The following is an 18,736-nucleotide window of genomic DNA, read 5'->3' on the forward strand; positions in this document are numbered from 1 at the left end:
GTCCCACGTGCAGGAATAGCTTAACGATGAGGGGAAGCCATGAACACGTCGATGGCGGAGCAGGCCAAGTGGATCGTCACGGGGACCGTGGACGCGCCGGCCGAGCAAGTGGCCCGGGTCCTGCTGGACGTCCGGGAGGGCGACGCCGGAGTGGAGGGCAACGCCCTGGTGCTCGCCGGTGACCACGCCGAGGAGAGCGGCGCTCTGACACTCGAAGGCGGACCCGCGCGGTTCACCGGCCGGTTCGGCGCATCGGGCGAGGACTACCTCGAAGTCACCGTCGACCGCGAGGCGCACAGCGTCCGCGTGCAGACCTGGTACGGCGGCACCTACGCCGTCGAGCCGGCGGGCGAAGGCAGCAGGCTGGTCCTGCGCGTCCACAACCTCGTGCCCAACTCCAGCCGCTTCGGCCAGAAGGTCGCCCAGATCGGCGTCGAAGCCCGGCTCGAACGCCGCCTGCAGGCCGTACTGACCGCCATCGGCGAGCGCCTCGGCTGCGCCACCCGCGTCGGCGCGGCCCTGAAGTAACCGCGCCGCGGCAGCCGCATCCGGCCACGACGCGGCCCACGGCCGCCGCGGCCCCAGGAGCCACAGCCATCCGGGTCCTCCATTCCCCCGCGGACCCGGGTGGCTGTGCCATTGTCCGGGCCGCGGCGGCCGCTTCCGCGTCCGGTCCGCCCGTCAAGGCCTTCTTAAGCCAATCGCGAGGTCGCGGTGTGAGTCTCTGCGCGACCGAACGGCCGCCTGGCCGAGCGGTGTACGAGGAGGCAAGCATGAGGAAGGACCGAGCGGGCCGCGTCCGGGCCGCGTGCGCAGCGATGCTGGGCACCGCGCTCACGCTCGTCGCGGTGGCCGCCGCCCCCGCGCCCGCCGCGGGACGCCGGGGCCCCGCCACGACCGACGACACGCTCCTCGTGAGCGTCGGCATGGGCGGGCAGCCGGCCAACGGCCCCAGCGAGAGGGCCTCGATCAGCGGCGACGGGCGCCTGGTCGTCTTCGCCTCGCACGCAAGCAACCTGGTCCGCGGAGACCGCAACGACTGCAGCGACGTCTTCCTGCGCGACGTGAACCGCGGCACCACCACGCGCGTGAACGAGGGCCTGCGCGGCGCCGAGTCCAACGGCTGCACCGGCATCGACCCGATCATCAGCGCGAACGGGCGCTACGTCGTCTACTCCGCCGACTCCACCAACCTGGTGTCCGGCGGCACCGACGGCAAGTCCCACATCTTCCGTACGGACCTGGAGACCGGCCGTACGGTCCTGGCCTCCGCGGCGGCCAACGGCGCCCAGGGCAACGGCGACAGCATGCGCCCGACGATCACCGCCGACGGACGCTACGTCGCCTTCGCGACCTCCGCCGACAACCTGATCCCCGGCGACACCCCCGCCAGCGTGTGGGACACCGTGGTCCGCGACATGACCACCGGCGCGGTCGTCCGCACCAGCCGGGCCGCCGACGGAACCCCCGGCGACGCCGCCTCCGACGGCACCCAGATCAGCGCCGACGGCAAGTTCGTCACCTTCTTCTCCAACGCGGCGAACCTGACGCAGGGAGACAACAACCACAAGGTCGACGAGTTCCTGCACGAGCTCGCCACCGGAAGGACCACCCGGCTGTCGGTGTCGCCCGAGGGCGTCGAGTCGGACCAGATCACCATCGGCGGCACGATCAGCGACGACAACCGCTACACCGTGCTCAACTCGCACGCCACCAACCTGACGGCACAGAGCCCGGCGACCGGCCAGAACCACACCTACCTCCAGGACCTGCAGACCGGTGAGCTGCGCCTGATCGACAAGGGCGCCGACGGGGTACCCGCCCCCGGCGGCACGTTCTGGGCCAGCATCACCGGCGACGCCCTGCACATCCCGATGTCCTCCTCCGGCGCCAACCTGGTCGCCGCCGACACCAACAACGTCCGCGACATTTTCGTCGCCGACCTGCCCGGCGGCGAGCTGCGCCGCGAGAGCGTCTCCAGCACGGGCGAGCAGGGCAACGCGGCCAGCTACTTCCCGGAGGCCGACCAGGACGCCTCCCACGTGGTGTTCACCTCGTACGCCAGCAACCTGACGGCCGGGGACACCAACGGGCAGCCCGACATCTTCGTACGCCGGCACCCGTGACCCCGGCTCCCACCACCGACACGACCGCCATGCAGAAAGGGACGCACACCATGGGGATCACCCTCGGCGGGCGCAGGCGCACCGCCGCACTCGCAGCGACGTTCGCGCTGCTGATCGGCGGCCTCGCCGCCGGCATCGCGCAGGGCGCGACCGGTTCCGAGACGGCCGCCGCGGCCGGCACCACGGTCCCCGGCACGGTCGTGGTCAAGGAGGACGCACACGCCAAGGTGTTCACCGCCGAGGCCTCGGTGCGCAACAAGCGCGACCTGGTCAAGGAGGTCCACAAGCGCCGCGCCGAGCACCAGAAGGCGCCGAAGGCCCCGGCCCCCGCGGGCCCGGCCGTGGCCGACGACGACGGCGGCGGCCACGGGGACCAGAGCGGCTTCCCGGTCCGCGACCAGTGGCTGAACTCCGCGCACTCCGAGTGGATCACCGCCCCGGGCGGCGGCCAGGGCGAGCTCATCGCGTCCGGCGCCGGCTTCGTCAAGGTGCCGTTCATGGAGTACTACGCCATCTTCACGGACACCTCCTCGGACGTGGCCTGGCTCGGCAGCCGCCCCTTCAACGCCGACAGCATCGAGCACACCGACACCTGGCGGATCGGTTCCGTCGGCGCCCCGTTCTGGGTGGTCGGCGCGCCGCAGGGCGCGGCCGTCAGGAGCACCGGCAGCCTCGCCGAGGCGAGCTGGAGCACCAGCGTGCAGAACAACTGGTACAGCGAGCACGCCTACGACCAGGTCGCCTTCTACCCGCCGAGCCAGGACGACTACTCCAACGTCTTCCGGATCAGCCACTCGGTCACCGGCACCTTCCAGTTCGGTTCCTCCTTCTTCACCGTCACCAGCCAGGACAGGGCCTACAGCTGATGCCCACCGCCCACCGGCGCCCGCACCGCTCCCCCCGGGGAGCGGTGCGGGCGCATCGCGCCGCCGTGCTCCTCGCCGCCGCCGTCGCCGTCGCCGCCGTCAGTGCCTGCTCCCCGCAGCCGGACGGCGCCGCGGCCGGGCGGGAGCCCGGCCGGTCCGTCGCGCCCGCCGCCGCGCCCCCCGTGGACACCGCCGCCCTGCTCCTCGACTCCTGGGTGAGCGACGGCGCGCGCGGCTGGTTCGTGGACGGCGCCCAGTCCGCCGCGAACTCCCCCTTCTCCCTCTACGAGACCGCCTGGCGGCTGCGCCTGGCCGCGCGGGCCGGGACCCCGGACGTCCACGTGGACCCGGCCCGGCTCGCCCTGTGGACCGGCGCAGCCGAAGAGGGCCGGATGGCCTCCTCGGGACTGCCCGCCGTCGCCCAGGTCGGCCTGGCCGTGGACGCCCTCCACGCGGCCGGAGGCAGCGCCGACCGCGAACGCGTCGCCCGCACGCTGGAATCCCTGCGCACCGGCGGCGGCTACCGCACCGGCCCGGCCGTCGCCGCCGCCGACCCCGGATCCACCGCCGTGGCCGTCCGCGCGCTCACGCGGCTCGCCCTGCCCGTGCCCGCGCCGGTCCGCGAGGCCAACCGCACCGCCCTGGCGGCCATGACCACCCGCGACACCGCCCAGAACCCCAACGGCGCCGCGGCCCTGCTGCAGAGCGCCGGGATGCTGCGCGGCTCCGCCGAGGTGCCCCCGCACACCGCGGAGCTCGTCACCGCGACCCACCGCGCGCTCACCGCGCTGGGCGCCGACCCGGTCCGCCTCGTCTCCGAAGCCGCGCTGCGCGCAGCCGCCGACCAACTCGGCGTGGCCCTACCCGCGTTCGACCCCGCCGCCTGCGCGGGTCTGGTCCGCCCGGACGGAGGCATCGCCCTGCCCGGCGCCACCCGCGGCGATCCGCAGGCCACCTCCGCCGCGCTGGACCTGGGCTGCCCAGGGGTGCGGGCGCCGACCGCCGGCGCGCACTCCCGGGCCGGCTGGCCCGCGCAGCAGGCCGCCGAAGGCGCGCTGGGAGCCTCCGCCGCCGCCGTCGCGCTCTCCGGGCAGACCCGGTCCACGACCGGGTTCGCCCCCGGCCTCGAACGGCAGATCCGCGAGGTCTGGCTGCCCGCCGCGGCCGCCCGCAAGGCCCCGTACGACACGGCTGCCCTGGTGGAACGCGTAGACCTCGGACTCATCGCCAAAGCCCTGGGCGACGCCGTCGCCCGCGCCGTGGAGGAGACCCTGCCCGCCCCCTCCACGGACGGCCTGAAACCCGAAGACGACGCACGCCTGCTCCTGACCGCGATCGACGCGCGCGGTACGGATAGGGCCAAGTCCCTGATCTGCGAGGCGGGTTCGCCCTACCGCACGGCCGCCGCCCGCACCGCCACCGGCCACTCGGTGGTCCGCGCGGCCTGGCTGCGAGCAGCCTCCGAGACCTGCGAGGACCCGGAACTGGCCCGCCTGGCCGCGGCGGAGGCCGCCGCCCGGCGCGTAGCCGACGGCGTCTACCGCGCGGGCGGGGACGCCTCCTTCGAAGCCTCGGTCCTGGGCGTCTGGGCGGAGCGCCCGAGCGCGGACGCCGTGGCCGGCTGGACCCGTGCGGGCCTCTGCTCGGGGGACCGCTGCGCGGAAACCCCCGCAGCCCTGACCACCTCCGACCACACGTCCCTGCGCACCCTCGCAGCCCTGGGAGCAGCCAGAACGGGCGACTACGCGGCCCTGTTCCCCCTGGCCTTCTGAGGACCGCACACCCGCACCACCCCGTACGCAGCGGAGCGGCCCCGCGGCCATCATGGCCGCGGGGCCGCCCCGCTGCGTACGGGCATCCGCCCCTAGTGAGCGGCGGCCACGGCCCGGCCGAGCACCGTCTCCAAGTGGCGCTCCAGGGCCGCGCCGTCGTGGGCGCCGCCGCGGAAGGCCACGTAGCCGTCCGGCCGCAGCAGGAAGACCGCCCCGCGCTGCGCCCCGAACGCCGCGCGCAGCGCACCGTCCGGGTCCGCCAGCGTCTGCGCACCGCCGCCGACCACGCCGCCGAAGGCGTTGCCCACCACGCGGGCCGTGACGCCGGCCCGGCGGACGGTCGCGGCGAGCTCCTTGGCCGCGAGGCCCGCGGATTCGGCGTCACCCGGGTCCGCGGGGAAGGCGAGCACGTTCCAGGAGCCCCGTCCGATCAGGCGGAACAGCCGGCCCTCGGGGGCGTGCAGCGCGGCGTCCGGCACCCGGTCGCCCGCGACCGGTCCCGTCACGTCAGCCGCCCCGTCCACCGCCGCGCCGTCCGGCCGCCCGCTCAGCGGGCTGTCCGGATAGGCCAGCGGCAGGCCGGTGTGGCCCGCCCCCATGTGGTCGAGCGCCTCGTACAGCCGGTCGAACGGCGGCACGGGTCCCGTACCGCCCCAGTACGTACGGAGGTTGCGTTCGGCCAGGGCGAGGGCCACCGGCCGGCGCTCCGCCCCGTAGCTGTCTAGCAGGGTGTCCCCGGCCTCGCCGCGGACCACGGCGGCGAGCTTCCAGCCCAGGTTGAAGGCGTCCTGGATACCGGTGTTCATGCCCTGGGCGGTCACCGGCATCAAGGTGTGCGCGCTGTCGCCCGCCAGCAGGAGGCGGCCGTCGCGGTAGGAACCGGCGACCGCGTTGTACAGCCGCACCCGCCAGTTGAAGCGGGCGTCGTGGAACTCCAGGTCGCCCACCCCGGTGACCCGGCGCGCGGCTTCCAGGACCTCCTCGACCTCCGGATCGCCGGTCCGCCCGGTGTCGGCGACGCCGATGTAGAAGCGGTGGCGCCCGTCGGGCAGCGGCGCGCTGCCCAGCGAGCCCTCCCGCGTCAGGAAGAGGTGGCAGTGGGAGGGCTCGCCCGGGAGTGAACCCGTCCAGCGCGCGTCGACCTGGAGCAGCTGGGTGCCGGAGTAGTGCTGCTTCTCCCAGGCCGCGCCCATCGCGTCGCGCACCGAGCTGTGCGGTCCCTGCGCCCCCACCACCCAGCCCGCGCGCGTCAGTTCGCCGGCGCCGTCGGCGGTTTCGAGGCGCACGGTGACCCCGTCGGCGTCCTGCGCCACGGGCACGGCCGTGAGGCCGCGCTCCACCTCCACGCCGAGCGAGGACAGGTGGCGGGTGAGCATCGCCACGGTGTCCTGCTGCCCGATGAGCAGCGGGCGCGGGTACGGGGTGCCGCTCTGGGCGGCGTCGCGGACGTGCGGCGGGTGCCCGGCGAAGTGGTGGGTGCGGAAGGTGTACGGCACGCCCGAGGCGAGGTACTCCCCGATCGGCAGGCCCATGAGGTCGAAGACCTCCAGGGAGCGCTGCCACACGGTGCAGGCGCGGGTACCGGTCCGCGGCTGCGCCCGCCGGTCGACGATCCGGACGCGCACGCCCCGCCGGACCAGTTCGATAGCGGTGGTGAGCCCGACCGGGCCCGCACCGGCCACCAGTACCTCGGGACCGGGTGTCCCGGGCGTCACGCGCGCTCCCATTCGAGGAGCGAGTGGTACGAGGGCAGTCCCGTGACCCCGCGCAGCGTGAGTCCGGCGCGCGCGGCCAGGGCGGCGAACTCCTCGACGGTGCGCTCGCGGCCCTTGTTGAAGACCAGCATGCGCAGGTCGTACTCGGTGTTCAGCTGCTTGCCCTCGTCCTCGGCGATGACCCGCTCGACGATCATGACGCGGCCGTTCTCGCCCGCGGCCTCGGCGCAGCGCTTCAGGATGGCGACGGATTCCTCGTCGTCCCAGTCGTGCAGGATCTGGCTGAGGACGTACATGTCCGCGCCGGCCGGCAGCTCGTCGAAGAAGCTCTGGCCGACGAGTTCCGTACGGTCGGACAGGCCCTCCGCCTCGAAGCGGGCGGCGCCGCCCTCCACGGTGCCGGGCAGGTCGACCACGGTGCCGCGGGCGCCGGGGGCGACCTTGAGGATCTCCGCGAGCAGGGCGCCGGTGCCGCCGCCGATGTCCGCCACGTGGCCCAGCGAGTCCCAGGGATAGCCGGCCGCGGCCGCGGGGGCGAGCTTGCCCTGCACGGCGGCCATCTGGTCGTTGAAGGTGTCCGTCAGCACCTGGTCGTCGGCGAGGTCGTCCCAGAAGGGGCGGCCGAAGACCTGGTCGTAGCCGGGCTCGCCGGTGCGGACGGCGTGCAGCAGGCCGCCGCAGGCCGCGAGGTCGATGCGGCCGCTCGCGCCTTCGAGGTCCAGCCAGTGCCGCATCCGCGAGGGGTGGCCGTCCAGGAGGAGCTTGGAGGTGTCGGTGAGCGCGTAGGTGCCGGCCGCCGTCTCCTCGAAGATGCCGCGGCAGGAGAGGAACCGCAGCAGCCGGCCCAGCGAGTCGGCGTCGGTGGTGGTCTTCGCGGCGAGTGCGTCACGGGTGTCGATGCCCGCCGCGATGTGGTCGGCGATGCGCAGGGTGGCCGCCACCCGCACCCCGATGGGGGTGAAAACGTCCAGGAAAGCCGGGCGCCCGCCCGGACCCCGCGGTGTCGTCTGTGCCTGGTTGTCGATGGGAATGCACCTCTTCCGAAAGTCTCCGGTGCCTCTGACGGGCGGGCCGATGGTCCTGAAGGGGACTCGACACCGGCTCAAGCGCGGCTGGCGGGTTGACACGGCCTCCCGTATCTCTCTAAATTAGAGATGCACGGAAACAGAGAAGAACGAAATTAGAGCGAAGGGGACCGTCATGAAGACCGCCACCGTCACCAGCCCCGCCGTCCACGGCGAGGTCCGCGTCCTGCTCGACGAGCTGTCCGACCACTGGAACCGCGCCGACGCCCGCGGCTACGCCCGGCTCTTCACCCCGGACGCCGCGTACGTCCAGTTCAACGGGGTCGTGCTGGACGGCCGGGCCGAGATCGAGGACATGCACGACCTCATGTTCCGCACGATGCTCTACGGCACCCGGCTGCTGTGCGAGACGATCGAGAGCGTCCGCCTGGTCGACGAGAACACCGCGGTCGTGGTCTCCACCGGAGCGGCACTCTTCCCCTGGCAGCACGAGGTCACCGCCAAGCGCCTGTCGCGGCAGACGATGGTCCTGGTCCGCTCGGAGGGGCGCTGGATGATCGCGTCCTTCCAGAACAGCAGGGTGAAGCTCTTCCCGACCTCCGGACCGCTGTTCGAGGTGGCCTCCAGGGCCGTACGCTTCCGGGTCGACCGGGCCCTGCGCGCCCGGCAGGGCCGCTGACCGGCAAGGACGCCGCACACATGCGGGTCCCCGCCAGTACTCTGGCCGCACCGGACCGGCAGAGAGGCAGCTCGAGGATGCAACCGCACGGCGACGAAGAGGACCGCTCCTTCAGCACCCTGATGTCGCTCGCGACCGCACTGCGGGTGCAGGCCGCGCGCACCGTCCTCTTCCAGTCCGCGGTGGCCCAGTCGGTGGGCCTGAACGCCACCGACTTCAACTGCCTGAGCCTGCTCGACCTGGAAGGCCCCATGACGCCCGGGCGGCTCGCCGAGCGCGTCGGGCTCAGCCGGGGAGGAGCCATCACCGCGGTGATAGACCACCTCCAGAAGGCCGGGTTCGTCCACCGCCGCCCCGACCCCGCGGACCGCAGACGGGTCATCGTCGAGGCCGTCCCCGAGGCGTTCGCGGAGCGGGTCGAGACCGTCTTCGCCGAGTACCGCGCGGCCCTCGGAAAGCTGCTCTCCGGACTGACCGCGCAGCAGCAGCAGCTGTTCCTGGAGATCACCACCAAGGGCAACGAGATCTTCCACACCGAGACCCTGCGGCTGCTCTCCCGCGACCCGGTCAAAGCCCCGAAGGCCACCGCGGCCTCCTGAGCACCCAGCCCCGGCACCGGAGCCCGGGCACCGGGCCCCGAGCCCGAGCACCGGCCCCCAGCCCCCGAAACCTTGATCCCACCGCACCACCGCGGCTCTAGCGCCTCACGTCACACTCCGGTCACCGGCAGCCCTGTCCGCCGGCCAGAGCGAACCGGATGAGGTGACCCGACCGTGCTGACCGCCCACTACTCCATCACCCTGCCGGCCGACTACGACATGACCGGCATCGCCCGGCGCGTGGCCGACCGTTCGGATCCCTGGGACCGGCGGGCCGGACTGCTGATGAAGGCCTTCTGCGTCTCGGAGGTCGAGGCCGGCGGCCACAACAGCTACGCCCCCTTCTACATATGGGCCGATCCGGCCGAGTTCGGATCCTTCCTCACCGGCGCCGAGTACGCCGGACTGTGCTCCGCCTTCGGCCCGGTGCCGGTCCACACGGGCGTCGTACTCCAGCAGCACCTGGGGACCGCGGGCGCCTCGTACCTCCTCTCCGAGAGCGAGCCGCTCGGCCCCCTGACCGACCTGAGAGCGACCGCGCGGGCCGAGGAGGCCCGCCACCGGGCCGTCCTCGAAGACCCCGCCGTCCACTCGCACGTCACCGAACTCGACCCGGCCACCATGACGGTGACCCGCCGCACCCTCCTCCACGAGGGACACGGCGCCCCGCGGCCCAAGGACGGCGTGCGCGTACTGCGCGTCCTGCACCTGTCCCGCCCCCCGCGGGACCCGAACCACAACCAGTCCACCTGACGTCCAGGCACATCCGCCCGGCGCTCGAGCGAGGCTCCGGCCGCGCTCGACGCCGCTGTGGAGATCTGGGCGAGTTGCCTAGACAAGGAGTGCATGGTGACCACCACCCCGGTCAGGGGCGTCGGCAGCCCCGCCACGCCGCCACCCCCGCGCAAGACCCTTCTGGAACGCACCGCGGGCTTCAGCCAGCGCCACCGCTGGACTGCCCTTTTACTGTGGACAGTCATCCTGGTCGGTGTCTGGGGCGGCGCCTCGGCCGTCGGAGACAGTTACCACGACGACTTCTCACTGCCCGGCACCGAAACCCAGCAGACCCTCGAGGTCCTGGAGGAGCACGGCTCCCCGCAGGTCGGCGACAGCGTGGAGATCGTGCTGCGCGACGAAGCCGGCCTCGCCGGCGCCGACACCAAGCAGCGGGTGACCGCGATGCTGGACGAGGTCGCCAAGCTCCCCAAGGTCGCCCAGGTCCAGAGCCCCTACACGGAGGGCGCCGCCGTCTCCAAGGACGGCACGATCGGCTACGCCACCGTCGTCCTCAAGGGCAAGACCGAGGACATGGAGAAGGCCGACACCCAGCAGATCCTCGACACGGCGCGGAAGGCCCAGACGGACCAGCTCCAGGTCGAGCTGGGCGGTGACGCCGCCCGCAAGATCGCCGAGCAGGAGAGCGGGGCCGCCGAAGGCACCGGCATGCTCGCCGCGCTCGTGATCCTCGCGATCATGTTCGGCACGATCATCGCCGCCGGACTGCCCATCATCACCGCCGTGTTCGCCGTGGGCAGCACCCTCGGCGGGATCGTGATCGTCTCGCACGTCTTCACCATCGCCAGTTACACGCCGTACATCCTGATCCTCGTCGGCCTCGGCGTCGGCATCGACTACGCGCTGCTGATCTTCGCCCGCTACCGCGCCGAACTGATCAAGGGGGCGAGCCCGGAGGACGCCTCCGCCAAGGCCCTCGACATCGCCGGCCGTACGGTCTTCTTCGCCGGGTGCACGGTCATCGTCGCCCTGCTCGGCCTGGTGGCGCTCGGCCTCGGCTCGCTCCAGGGCACCGCCGTCGCCCTCGCGCTGACCGTCCTGGTCACCATGCTCGCCTCGCTCACCCTGCTGCCCTCCCTGCTGGCGATCTTCGGCAAGCGGTTCGCCCGCCAGTTCACCGCCAAGGCGCAGAAGCGCGTCGCCAAGGGCAAGTCCGCCGAGGGCGGGGCCGCCTGGCGCAAGTGGGCGACCGGTGTCCAGCGCCGCCCGCTGGCCGGCCTGCTGCTCGCCGTGGTCGCCCTCGGCGCGCTGGCCGCACCGGCCCTCGACATGCGCCTCGGCTTCGCCGACGCCGGCAACGACCCCGCCGCCTCCACCAGCCGCCGGGCCTACGACCTCCTCGCGGACGGCTTCGGCCCCGGGTTCAACGGCTCGCTCGTGGTGGTCGCCGAGGGCGACGCCCAGGCCGGCGAAGCCCTGTCGGCCAAGCTCAACACCACCCCCGGCATCGCCGCCGCCACCCCCGCGTTCCCGGCGAACGACCAGAAGGCGTTCACCGTCATCGTCTTCCCCACCTCCGCACCGCAGGACGCCGAGACCTCGGACCTCGTGCACGAGCTGAGGGACAACGTCCTGCCCGACCTCGCCAAGCAGCACGAGGCGACGTACCTCGTCGGCGGCGCCACCGCGGCCGTCGTCGACTACTCCGACACCGTTGCCAAGCGCATGCCGGTGTTCATCGCGATCGTCGTCGGCCTGTCGCTGGTGCTCCTCGTGATCGTCTTCCGCTCGATCCTGATCCCGATCAAGGCCGCTCTGCTGAACCTGCTGAGCATCGGCTCCGCGCTGGGCGCCATGACGCTGGTCTTCCAGAAGGGCATGTTCGGCATCGAACCGGGGCCCATCGAGGCCTTCCTCCCGATCATGATCTTCGCGATCGTCTTCGGCCTCTCCATGGACTACGAGATCTTCCTGGTCTCGCGGGTCCGCGAGGAGTGGGACCGTACGAAGGAGGCCGACACCGCCATCCGCGAGGGCGTCGCCCACACCGGATCGGTCATCGTCGCCGCCGGCCTCATCATGATCTCGGTCTTCGGCGCCTTCATGCTGGGCGGTGACCGCATGCTCCAGCAGTTCGGCTTCGGCATGGCCGTCGCGGTGTTCGTCGACGCCATCATCATCCGCCTGCTGATCGTTCCGGCCGCCATGCAGCTGATGGGCCGCAAGGCCTGGTGGATCCCGGCCGGCCTGGACAGGGCCCTGCCCAAGCTCAACCTCGAGAAGCACGGCTGAGCCGCCCCACCCCGCGCGCGGGTCCGGCGCTGCTGTAGCCCCTCGCGAGCCGCGGGCGCTTTCCTGACGGTGTGCGGGGCGAAGCGCCAGGGCGGCCCCACCGACGGCGGGCATCCCCCCGCCCCCTCGCCGGTGGACCGCCCTGGATCCCCCCTCCCCACCGCGGCGCCCGGGCCCCCTCCTCAGGCGCCGCGCCTGCGCGTCCCGGCCGCCGCCGCACTCCGCGAGCCGTCCCCGAGCAGCCGTCGACCCGTCCCCGAAGGACCGCCGCGACCCTCTGCCCGTGCCCGAGTGAGTGACCGTACGCACGAGAGGAGACGAAGACCGATGGCCGCCCCGACCCAACCCCGCCTCGCGCCCCATCCGTCCGGACAGTCCGCCACCGGACTGCTCGGCCAGCCCCGCTGGTTCCTCACCCTGTGGGGCACGGACATGTGGGAGCGCTTCAGCTTCTACGGGATGTCGGCCATCCTCGTCCTCTTCGCGACCGCCCCGTCCTCCGACGGCGGCCTCGGCATGTCCAACGAGGACGCGGCCCTCCTCTTCGGCCTCTACATGGCCTCCGTGTTCATCGCCTCCGTGCCCGGCGGCTGGATCGGCGACCGCATCCTCGGCTCGTACCGCGCCGTCCTCCACGGCGGCGTCCTGATCGGACTCGGCCACCTCTGCATGGCCGTGCCCGCCACCGGCTTCTTCTACCCCGGCCTGCTGCTCATCGCGGCGGGCACCGGCATGCTCAAGCCGAACATGGCGAGCCTCCTGAGCGCCTTCTACGACCGCCAGGACCGCGCCAGCCGCGACGCCGGATTCGCCATCTTCTACATGAGCGTCCAGGTCAGCGCCCTGATCGCGCCGCTCGTCGTGGGCGCCGTCGGCGAGGGCGTCAACTGGCACCTCGGCTTCGCACTCGCCGCCCTCGGCATGGGCGCGGGACTCGTCCAGTACGTCCGGGGCGCCCGCCACTTCGCCGGGGTCGGCGGTGCGCCCGAGCGCTCCGCGACCCCGCTCCAGCGCACCCGCGTCCTGCGCCTCTCCCTCGCGGCCGCCGCACTGGTCCTGGCCGGCTACGCGGCGGACGCCCTCCTGGGGACCTTCGAGATCGGCCACGTCATGGCGCTCATCGGCCTGCTGTGCGTGGTCTCGCCCGTGGTCTGCTTCTGGCGGCTCATCCGCAACCCGCTGCTCAGCGCGGGGGAGCGGACCCGGGTCAAGACCTACATCTGGCTCTTCCTGGCCTCGGCGGTCTTCTGGGCCCTGTTCCTCCAGGGCGGCTCGGTCTTCACCCTGTTCGCCAAGGAGTCCACCGACCGCGAGGTGTTCGGGACCACCGTGCCCGCCAGCTGGTTCCACGCGGCGATCCCGCTGTTCGTCCTGCTCACCGCGCCCGTCTTCGCCTGGCTGTGGAAGCGCTCCGGGGACCGGATCCCCACCGCCGCGAAGTACGCCGTCGGGATGGGGTCCACCGGTTGCGCCTACCTCCTCATGGCGCTCGCCGCGCTCGCCGCCTCCGGCGGAGAGCGCGTCTCACCCCTCTGGCTCGTGACGTCCTTCCTGCTCCTGGCCGCCGGCGAGGTCGCCTTCGCCCCGGTGGGCATGAGCGCCACCACGGCCATCGCCCCGGCCACCTTCACCAGCCAGATGGTCTCGCTGTTCTGGCTGTCCGGGGCCCTCGGAGGCGGGGTGGGCGGCAACGCGCTCAAGGTCTCCGGCCACGAGGTCCCGGGCCCGGGCTACTTCCTCGCCCTGGGCCTGGCCGCCCTCGTCGTGGCCGGCTCCCTGGTCCTGGCCCGCCGCCCGCTGACCCGCCTCCTCGGTGTGTGATCCGGGCCGGTGTGTGATCCGGCCGTCGTTCAGTTGCCGAACTGGTCGTAGGAGTAGAACCGGGTGTGGTCGGTCAGCTCCCCGGGCGTCAGCGTGTACCAGGGAGCCAGCTTGGTGTTCACGTCCGGGACGTCCGCGGTCGGTTCCAGGGGCAGGTAGTGCGGAACGTCCGGGTGCAGCTTCTGCCAGCTGGACCAGAGCTTGTCGATGAAGCAGTGGTGGAGGAAGAACACCGGGTCGTTCGGCGACCCGATGTACATCATGTGGCCGCCCACCCACACGTGCCCGGCGCCGTGCAGCTTGCCGAGGCCCGGCTCCCACGGGAACTTGGTGTAGCCCTCCAGGTGGTTGCGGAAGCTGTTGAAGGGAGCCTCACCGCCCGAGGTGTGGTTCCACGGCGGGCAGTCGTAGACGGTCAGCGCGAGGGTGTCCGCGAGTTCCTTGGGGGTCGGCAGGTTCGGCGTCAGCGTGCCGAAGTCGCGGACCAGGTAGTCGCGGTCGTCCGTGGTGTAGTGGCCGTTCAGGGGGGCCGGCTCGGAGCCGTCCGAGACCACGCTGATGTTGAGCTTCCACCCGTTGCGGCGGGCGAAGGGACCGGTGGTCACCTGGCGGTCGCCCGGACGGCCGTTGCCGCCCATGAAGTCGTCCGCCCACAGAGGGGAATCGGCGCCCTGGTCGGTGGTCCAGTCCCAGTAGGGCAGCGTGACCCTCGGGTCGACCTTCTGCAGCTCGCGCTCGAAGTGCATCAGGTACTGCCGGTGCCAGGGGAAGAGCCCCGGATTGACGTGCCCGAGCCGCTTGCCGCCCAGCTTGTCGAGGTAGTCCTGCGAGTTCACCTTGATGTGCAGCTCCACGAACCTGTCGTAGATGCCGCGGCGCTTGATCTCGAGGACGGCGGCGACGAACCTCCGCTTTTCCTCGGGGGTCATGTCGAGGTGGTTCTTGCGCACGCCCATGCGTCGTCTTCTCTCCGTGTCCTCGGTGTCCTCGGCGCCCTCGCTCTGAACGGCGGGCCCGCTCATGCGCTGTGCCCGTGTCCGCCGGCGGAGCCGGTCTCCTTGGCCGCCAGCAACTGCGCGCCGCGCAGTTCGTCGACGGCCCGCCGGGCCGCGACGAGCGGCGACGCCTCGAGCCCGTAGTGGCACATCGAGCTCATGTAGGCGTTCTCGCCGAGCTTCATCACGTGCAGCGGCCGGTCGTCTATGTACACGGCCTGGTGCTCGCCCGTGGCCGCGCCGATCCGGATGGTGCGGCCCTTGTACGTCTCCACCAGCTCGTCGGCGCCGTTCCCGGCGGCCCGCGCGGCGGAGCCGGAGCCGTCGGGGGTGTTCGCGGTCACGGCGACCAGAGCCGCCGGTACGGCCGCGGCGACGGCGGTACCCGCCGCCAGCTTGACCATGTCGCGTCGTTTCACTGCACCACGTTCCTCTCATTCGCGGGTGACCTGCGGCGGTCGCGATGCTGCCGAGAGGCTGTGTCGTTTGCGTATCGCCCCCGGATGCACCGTCGATACGCGGGGGTTGCGCCCGCGGAACGGGCGCAATATGCGGGTCCCGCAGCCTCTTCACCGCAGGCCGGGAACGGTGGTCCGAGGGGCGGTGGAGGACATGGCGGCACAAGGCGGTGGATCCGCCGGCGACGTCGTCGTGCGCAAATACGGCGGTAGTTCGCTGGCCACGGACGAACTGGTCCGGCACGTTGCACGACAGATCGCGGCGGCCGTACGGGCCGGCCGGCAGGTGGTCACCGTGGTGTCCGCACGGGGCGACACCACCGACGAGCTGATCCGCCAGGCCGGGGCCCTCAGCTCCCGGCCGCCGGCGCGGGAGCTCGACCAGCTCCTCGCCACCGGCGAGACCGCCTCCTCGGCGCTGCTGGCCATGGCCCTGCAAGAGCTGGGAATCCCGGCCGTCGCGCTGGCCGGCGGACAGAGCGGAGTGCTGGCCACCGGCCCGCACGGCGCCGGGATCATCGTCGCGGTCGACACCGAGCGCATGGTGCGGCTGTTGGACGCCGGGCAGACGGTGATCCTCGCCGGCTTCCAGGGGGTCACCGCCGACGGGGACACGATCACCCTCGGCCGCGGCGGTTCGGACACCACCGCCGTCGCCGTCGCCGCCGAACTGGGCGCCCGGGTCTGCGAGATCTACACGGACGTCGACGGCATCTTCACCGCCGACCCACGGGTGGTGCCGGGCGCCCGGCTGATGCCGGTCGTCGGCATCGACGTCATGGCGGAGCTGGCCTTCGCCGGAGCGAAGGTCATGCACTCGCGGGCGGTGGAACTCGCCGCCCTGTACGGGGTCGACATCCACGTGGGCCACTCGGCCGGCTCGGCGATCGGCACGCGCATCACCAACGAAGACGGAGCGGACATGCTCGAAGACAAGGCCGCCGTGACGGCGGTCGTCCACGATCCCGAAGTGGCGCGGGTCACCCTCAACACCACCGGCAGCGGCGAGGACCCGGCAGCCGCCGCGTTCCGGCTGCTGGCCCGCCAGGCCATTCCCTCGGACATGACCAGCGTTTCGCAGCGCTCCGGCGACGGGCTCGCCCTCGCCCTGACCGTCCACCGCTCCCACTCGGCGGCCGTGGCCGGCGCGTTCCGCGAACTGGCGGGCTCCGGCCGCGACCGGGTCGCCGTCGACGACAGCCTGGCCAAGGTCTCGATCATCGGCAAGGGCCTGCTCAACCGGCCCGAGTACGCCGCCCGCATGCTCTCCTCGCTCACCGGATCCGGCATCGAGGCCGGATCGCTCTCCGCCTCGCAGCTGCGGGTGTCGGTCACCGTGCCCCGCCACGACGCGGAGCGCGCGGTGAGCCTGCTGCACAGCGAATTCGGCCTCGGGGCGGAGAGCGGCCAAGAACCGCTCCCGTTCGCCCGGCAGCCCTGACCCAGGGCGTCCCCGACCCGGCATCCCCGGTATCCCTGACATCCCCAGGAGTCCTGATGCTCGCCAACACACCGTTCGCCAGGAGTCTGCGTCTTCAGCGACTCCACCACCACGACCCGCGGCGCCTCCTCGTCGTCCCCCTCGACCACTCCGTCACCGACGGCCCGGTCACCGGCGGGAACCGGCTCAACTCCCTGGTGGGGGAGCTCGCCGCGCACCACGTGGACGCGGTGGTCCTCCACAAGGGAGCCCTGCGCTACGTGGACCCCGAGTGGTTCACCCGGACCTCCCTGATCGTCCACCTCAGCGCCAGCACCGTGCACGCCCCGGACCCGAACGACAAGTACCTCGTCGCGAGCGTCGAGGAGAGCCTGCGCCTCGGCGCCGACGCGGTCAGCGTGCACGTCAACCTGGGCTCCCTCGAGGAGCGCGGCCAGATCGCCGACCTGGCGGCGGTGGCGGAGGCCTGCGACCGCTGGAACGTACCGCTGATGGCGATGATGTACCCCCGCGGCCCCAAGATCGACGACCCCCGGGACCCCGCGCTGATCGCCCACGCCGTACAGCTGGCCGCCGATCTCGGAGCCGACCTCGTCAAGACCCTCTACACGCGGTCGCCCGAGGAGATGGCGGACATCACCGCGGCCTCTCCCGTCCCCGTGATCGTGGTCGGCGGACCGCGCAACGACGACGAGGCGGCCGTACTCGCGTACGTCGACGAAGCGCTGCGCGCGGGAGCCGCCGGCGTCGCGATGGGACGCAACGTCTTCCAGGCCCCGGACCCCGGGGCGATGGCGGACAAACTCTCCGACCTCATCCACCACGGGACCCGGGGGCCGGTGGGCGCACCGGCCAAAGGAGCGGCGTGAACCCCGGGTTCAGCCGCTCACGGACACGGCCGCGCACCCGCGCGGACCGTTCCCCGTCCCCCTCACCAAGGCAAGCCCCCTGACAAGGAGTTCCACCGTGAAGCTCAGCTGGCTCGACATCCGCGCACTCGGCGACGCCAAGGCCGCCATCATCCAGGAGGCGCTGCACTACCGGCTCGACGGCGTCGTCGCCGATTCCGTGGACGACTTCGACGGTCTCCCGCCGACCATCACCAAGATCCTCTTCCCGCAGGGCAAGGCCCTGCCGGAGTCCTTCACCGGCGCCGACGTCGTCATCGTCGACGTGCCCCGGCACCGCGTGACCCCGGCGGAGCTGTCCCTGATCCACCCGGAGGTGGAGTTCGGCCGCTTCGTCGAGATCATCGACGCGCCGACCCTGGAGGACGCCTGCGAGTCCGCCCGTACCGAGAAGTGGAGCCTGCTCCTCTTCCGCGACCCGACCAAGATCCCGCTGGAGATCGTGATCGCCGCCGCCGCCCGCTCCGAGGGCGCGCTGGTGACCATCGCCCAGGACGTCGAGGAAGCGAAGATCATCTTCGGGGTACTCGAACTGGGCTCGGACGGCGTGATGATGGCGCCGAAGGCCGTCGGCGACGCCGCGGGCCTCAAGAAGTCCGCCGATTCGGACGTCCCGAACCTCAACCTGGTCGAGCTGCGGATCGTCGAGACCTCGCACATCGGCATGGGCGAGCGCGCCTGCGTCGACACCGCCACGTACTTCGGCAAGGACGAGGGCATCCTGGTCGGCTCGCACTCCAAGGGCATGATCCTCTGCGTCAGCGAGACCCACCCGCTGCCGTACATGCCCACCCGGCCGTTCCGGGTCAACGCCGGCGCCATCCACTCGTACACGCTCGGCGCGGGCGAGCGCACCAACTACCTCAGCGAGCTGAAGGCCGGCAGCAAGCTGACCGCCGTCGACATCAAGGGCAACACGCGGCTGGTCACCGTGGGCCGCGTCAAGATCGAATCCCGTCCGCTGATCTCGATCGACGCCGAGGCGGCCAACGGCCAGCGGGTCAACCTGATCCTCCAGGACGACTGGCACGTGCGGGTGCTCGGCCCCGGTGGCGTCGTGCTCAACAGCACGGAGCTGAAGCCGGGCGACACGGTGCTCGGCTACCTGCCGAGCGAGGACCGCCACGTCGGTTACCCGATCGACGAGTTCTGCCTGGAGCAGTAGGACGGCGGCAGGACGGGCAGCAGGACCCGCACCGCCCCCACCGGGGCGGGTACCGGCCCGCCCCGCACCTGCCCCGCTCCGCCCCAGCCGGCCGCGCCGCCCTCCCCAGGGCGGCGCGGCCGTCGCCGTACCCGGCGGT

16 protein-coding genes are annotated in these 18,736 nt (G+C 72.4%); 12 read left to right on the forward strand and 4 right to left on the reverse strand.

The window, feature by feature from the left end; translation table 11 throughout:
• Positions 1 to 39 precede the first annotated feature (39 nt).
• The 4 genes from J7E97_RS08415 to J7E97_RS08430 all read left to right on the forward strand — a co-directional run bounded on the left by J7E97_RS08415 (position 40) and on the right by J7E97_RS08430 (position 4,764).
• Positions 40 to 528 carry an SRPBCC family protein gene (locus tag J7E97_RS08415; protein ID WP_215024017.1) on the forward strand — a complete coding sequence of 163 codons (489 nt, stop codon included), beginning with the start codon at positions 40 to 42 and terminating at the stop codon, positions 526 to 528.
• A gap of 245 nt (positions 529 to 773) precedes the next feature.
• Positions 774 to 2,126 (forward strand): hypothetical protein, encoded by a 1,353-nt coding sequence (locus J7E97_RS08420; RefSeq protein WP_215024019.1) that lies wholly within the window; start codon positions 774 to 776, stop codon positions 2,124 to 2,126.
• The gene (locus J7E97_RS08425) at positions 2,123 to 2,992 is read left to right on the forward strand and encodes a hypothetical protein (protein WP_215024020.1); all 870 of its coding nucleotides are present in this window, start codon (positions 2,123 to 2,125) and stop codon (positions 2,990 to 2,992) included. Before J7E97_RS08420 ends, J7E97_RS08425 begins: the two co-directional genes overlap by 4 nt.
• A complete protein-coding gene (locus tag J7E97_RS08430; RefSeq protein WP_215024022.1) occupies positions 2,992 to 4,764 on the forward strand; it encodes a hypothetical protein in 1,773 nt (590 codons plus the stop codon). Before J7E97_RS08425 ends, J7E97_RS08430 begins: the two co-directional genes overlap by 1 nt.
• A 92-nt stretch (positions 4,765 to 4,856) precedes the next feature.
• Here J7E97_RS08430 and J7E97_RS08435 read toward each other — a convergent pair whose 3' ends face one another.
• A complete protein-coding gene (locus tag J7E97_RS08435) occupies positions 4,857 to 6,479 on the reverse strand; it encodes an FAD-dependent monooxygenase (RefSeq protein ID WP_215024024.1) in 1,623 nt (540 codons plus the stop codon).
• Positions 6,476 to 7,420, reverse strand: a complete 945-nt coding sequence (locus tag J7E97_RS08440) for a methyltransferase (RefSeq protein ID WP_308346430.1) — start codon at positions 7,418 to 7,420, stop codon at positions 6,476 to 6,478. The genes J7E97_RS08435 and J7E97_RS08440 overlap by 4 nt, the downstream gene beginning before the upstream one ends.
• 259 nt (positions 7,421 to 7,679) lie before the next feature.
• On the opposite strand from J7E97_RS08440, the gene J7E97_RS08445 reads away from it, so the two are divergent.
• The 5 genes from J7E97_RS08445 (at position 7,680) to J7E97_RS08465 (ending at position 13,630) form a co-directional block, all read left to right on the forward strand.
• Positions 7,680 to 8,183, forward strand: coding sequence for an SgcJ/EcaC family oxidoreductase (locus tag J7E97_RS08445; protein WP_215024026.1), 504 nt, complete (start codon positions 7,680 to 7,682; stop codon positions 8,181 to 8,183).
• A gap of 77 nt (positions 8,184 to 8,260) precedes the next feature.
• Entirely contained in the window at positions 8,261 to 8,782 is a 522-nt protein-coding gene (locus J7E97_RS08450) for a MarR family winged helix-turn-helix transcriptional regulator (protein ID WP_215024028.1), read from the forward strand.
• A gap of 174 nt (positions 8,783 to 8,956) precedes the next feature.
• Positions 8,957 to 9,535, forward strand: coding sequence for a DUF4865 family protein (locus tag J7E97_RS08455; RefSeq protein WP_215024030.1), 579 nt, complete (start codon positions 8,957 to 8,959; stop codon positions 9,533 to 9,535).
• Positions 9,536 to 9,628: 93 nt separating this feature from the next.
• Positions 9,629 to 11,809, forward strand: a complete 2,181-nt coding sequence (locus J7E97_RS08460) for an MMPL family transporter (protein WP_215024032.1) — start codon at positions 9,629 to 9,631, stop codon at positions 11,807 to 11,809.
• Positions 11,810 to 12,136: 327 nt separating this feature from the next.
• Positions 12,137 to 13,630, forward strand: a complete 1,494-nt coding sequence (locus J7E97_RS08465) for a peptide MFS transporter (protein ID WP_215024034.1) — start codon at positions 12,137 to 12,139, stop codon at positions 13,628 to 13,630.
• Between the two features lie 29 nt (positions 13,631 to 13,659).
• On the opposite strand, the gene griF is transcribed toward J7E97_RS08465, so the two are convergent.
• Together griF and J7E97_RS08475 are read right to left on the reverse strand one after the other, a co-directional pair.
• On the reverse strand, positions 13,660 to 14,652 hold the full coding sequence (griF, locus tag J7E97_RS08470; protein ID WP_374224123.1) for a grixazone synthase: 993 nt from the start codon (positions 14,650 to 14,652) through the stop codon (positions 13,660 to 13,662).
• Positions 14,649 to 15,044, reverse strand: a complete 396-nt coding sequence (locus J7E97_RS08475) for a tyrosinase family oxidase copper chaperone (protein WP_308346431.1) — start codon at positions 15,042 to 15,044, stop codon at positions 14,649 to 14,651. Before J7E97_RS08475 ends, griF begins: the two co-directional genes overlap by 4 nt.
• Before the next feature lie 193 nt (positions 15,045 to 15,237).
• On the opposite strand from J7E97_RS08475, the gene J7E97_RS08480 reads away from it, so the two are divergent.
• From J7E97_RS08480 to griH, 3 genes are all read left to right on the forward strand, one after another.
• Positions 15,238 to 16,524, forward strand: coding sequence for an aspartate kinase (locus J7E97_RS08480; protein WP_215024036.1), 1,287 nt, complete (start codon positions 15,238 to 15,240; stop codon positions 16,522 to 16,524).
• Positions 16,525 to 16,580: 56 nt separating this feature from the next.
• Positions 16,581 to 17,393, forward strand: coding sequence for a 2-amino-4,5-dihydroxy-6-oxo-7-(phosphonooxy)heptanoate synthase (gene griI / locus J7E97_RS08485; RefSeq protein ID WP_215024038.1), 813 nt, complete (start codon positions 16,581 to 16,583; stop codon positions 17,391 to 17,393).
• A 79-nt stretch (positions 17,394 to 17,472) separates the two neighbouring features.
• Complete coding sequence (gene griH / locus J7E97_RS08490) at positions 17,473 to 18,597, forward strand: 3-amino-4-hydroxybenzoic acid synthase (RefSeq protein WP_251054088.1); 1,125 nt, start codon at positions 17,473 to 17,475, stop codon at positions 18,595 to 18,597.
• Positions 18,598 to 18,736: the final 139 nt, after the last annotated feature.

Source organism: Streptomyces sp. ISL-66, assembly GCF_018614135.1.
In the GTDB taxonomy this organism is placed as follows: Bacteria; Actinomycetota; Actinomycetes; order Streptomycetales; family Streptomycetaceae; genus Streptomyces.